This window comes from Bifidobacterium leontopitheci (assembly GCF_009193355.1).
GTDB classification, from domain to species: Bacteria; Actinomycetota; Actinomycetes; order Actinomycetales; family Bifidobacteriaceae; genus Bifidobacterium; species Bifidobacterium leontopitheci.
Genome location: NZ_WBVT01000075.1, coordinates 1 through 2,457, shown reverse-complemented (window position 1 = coordinate 2,457; position 2,457 = coordinate 1). Strand labels below are relative to the sequence as shown.

At 60.6% G+C, this 2,457-nt stretch carries 4 protein-coding genes; 2 read left to right on the top strand and 2 right to left on the bottom strand.

Annotated features, from left to right (window positions below; translation table 11 throughout):
* Positions 1–713, bottom strand: a 713-nt coding sequence (locus F7D09_RS10960) for a replication initiation protein (RefSeq protein WP_152235518.1), incomplete at its 3' end; no start/stop codon positions are given.
* A gap of 362 nt (positions 714–1,075) precedes the next feature.
* On the opposite strand from F7D09_RS10960, the gene F7D09_RS11650 reads away from it, so the two are divergent.
* Together F7D09_RS11650 and F7D09_RS10955 are read left to right on the top strand one after the other, a co-directional pair.
* Positions 1,076–1,207 carry a hypothetical protein gene (locus F7D09_RS11650; RefSeq protein ID WP_264371998.1) on the top strand — a complete coding sequence of 44 codons (132 nt, stop codon included), beginning with the start codon at positions 1,076–1,078 and terminating at the stop codon, positions 1,205–1,207.
* Positions 1,208–1,652: 445 nt separating this feature from the next.
* Positions 1,653–2,111: a hypothetical protein gene (locus F7D09_RS10955; RefSeq protein ID WP_152235517.1), complete on the top strand. Its 459-nt coding sequence runs from the start codon at positions 1,653–1,655 to the stop codon at positions 2,109–2,111.
* On the opposite strand, the gene F7D09_RS11580 is transcribed toward F7D09_RS10955, so the two are convergent.
* The coding region (locus tag F7D09_RS11580; protein WP_226836297.1) for a hypothetical protein at positions 2,108–2,457 on the bottom strand (350 nt) is incomplete at its 5' end. The genes F7D09_RS10955 and F7D09_RS11580 overlap by 4 nt on opposite strands.

Sequence of the window (2,457 nt, the reverse complement as noted above, 5' to 3'; positions counted from 1 at the left end):
GCCGTCTCAGGCGCCTGAGACGGCTCCTCGGACAGGAACATGAATACGAAGCCCGACAGAGTGCCACGCCCGCGTCTCCCCGGCCTCCGCTCGTACCTACGCTGAATCTGCAGGCCCAGCAACGGCCCGCACTCATCCAAAATCGGCTTCAACACAATGCGGTTGAGATTGGAAACCGACTCTGCAGTGGCCTTGGGCACGTCGAGGAGACGGCAGAACTCCTCACGGCTGACCATCCACAGGCCCGTGGAACGGTACTGCTTGGCGCGTCGGTAGAACTCCTTGGCGTACCTCGACCTGAGGCCTGCGAACTCCGCCAGCTCGAACCGCGTGAAATTGCTGGTCAGGTCGTTGAGCAGGAACGCGAATTTCTGATTGACGGACACGGTGAGCGTGGCGGCGCTGGGAAGCGTCCGGAACTCGGTAAACAGGGCGAACTGCACAATGCCGCCCTCCGAATCAGTGAACGTGTAATTCAGCGCTAGGAGCCGGGCGTTCGTCTGCACGATCTTCTCAGCCAGCTCCCGGTTGCTCATCTTGCGGTTGAGGCGCATGAGACGGCGCAGCTCCTCGAACGAGAACACGACCTCCTCGGTGCCGCGCTCCTTCACCCTGGCGGCGATGGCCATGAGCACATCCAGGTTTGAGGCGTCGAACTTCCTCAATGCCACGTTGTTGAACTGGTTGCTGAACTTCACAATCTCATTGACCATGGTGACAGCGTACCATAAATTAAGTACAAAATATATTTATATATCCTCATTCCCCCCCATTTTGTACTCTTTAGTCCCCCATTTTGTACTCTTTAGTCCCCCATTTTGTACTCTTTAGTCCCCCATTTTGTACTCTTTAATACCTCGCAATCCCAGTGTTTCCAAGGCCTCCGGGGCGTCTAAAAGATATTAAAAAGATTATTAAAAGATTAAAAAAGGGAACCAGACCCCTCACGGGGCCGGTTCCAGACCCCCAAAAAATCATCCCCATATCACCTAACTCAGCCGATCTTTTCCTGCGCGCATAGGGGACAGGCAAGCGCAGCGGACGCTGCGCCGCGCATCCACCTAGGAGGTCCCTCATGAACCGGAAGAATCTGATCATCGTCGCTGCCCTGATCGCGCCGAATCTGGTGCCGCAGCTCACGCCGAATCTCTCGGCTGGCGTGCTCGCCATTATCGTCGTCCTGGCGGCGCTGAGCGACCGGCGATAAACGGAAGCAGGGAGGGGCCTCAGGATCAACTGAGGCCCCTCTCATCACGTCATGGCACAACACCAGGCCTCATCCAGCCCCCCATATGCCAGACGCCAGCCCATGAGCAGCACCCATTGCATCCAGGCCAGGCCAGCCAAAGACAGATCGAGATCTCAAACCCCCCTAGAACGCCCTCCCAGACTCAGAAATCACCGATACCGGCACCTAACGAAATCAATGGACTTCTTGCACCCACCCCCTCCGGGGGCCTTGAAATCGTTGGAATTCCAACGATTTCAAGGAACATCTGCAAAAGTGCGGCCGATATCGGCCGCTTTCCATGACCCCAGGGCAGGCACGTCATATCTGAGAACGCCTTCCAAACGCCAACCGGCGCCAGCTAGAATGTTCCGTGAAACACCTGATAATGTTCCATGGAACATTTAAAGCAGGAAGGCGAAACATGAGTCACGGATACGGGGCCCGTCAGCGGATGATCCTGGCCCAGATCGACCGGAGCCCCGGCAAATGGGTGCGGCTCATCCCGCCCGGCCGCTACACACCCGCCGAGGAGGCGTCCACCCGCCGCGCCGCCCGCACACTGGAGGCCCGCGGGGACATCGAGACCAGCCACCGCACCATCGCCGGACACGTCTGGCTCGTGGCAAGGAGGGCCACGAGCCGGGACATCCCCCACGACCTCGACGTGATGCTGCCCCCGGACGACAGGGCCGCCCTGGCGGCGAACTCCGGCACATGGCCCGACACCGCGTCCTGGCAGGCCCACCTCGACGACCTCCGTCGGCAGATGCAGCAGACCCTGTGGGACCAGTGCGTCGCGTCCGGCCTCAGCATGCCCATGGCCCAGACCGCCATCATCGCCATGGGAGGAGGACTGCCCAAACCACCCGGCAAACCCTAGAAGAGGGCGCCCTGACCGTCCTGCGACTCCAGACGTGCCGCCCTCAGGGCCCCGTCGACGGATCCATGCCCACGCAGCAGCTCCAGCGCCCGCCTACGGGCCTCCACCATCGACTCAGGGTCGTCCGGATTACAGGAAAACGCCTCCATGACCCGCTGAACGGCCCTCTCGCTGAACTGCGTCACCGGGGACGGAGAAACATCCCCGGTGGCCGTCTCGGCCGTCTCAGGCGCCTGAGACGGCTCCTCGGACAGGAACATGAATACGAAGCCCGACAGAGTGCCACGCCCGCGTCTCCCCGGCCTCCGCTCGTACCTACGCTGAATCTGCAGGCCCAGCAACGGCC

Excerpts from the sequence above, each read along its gene's own strand:
- F7D09_RS11650 (WP_264371998.1), top strand. The coding sequence starts at position 1,076 with ATGAACCGGAAGAATCTGATCATCGTCGCTGCCCTGATCGCGCCGAAT.
- F7D09_RS10955 (WP_152235517.1), top strand. The coding sequence starts at position 1,653 with ATGAGTCACGGATACGGGGCCCGTCAGCGGATGATCCTGGCCCAGATC.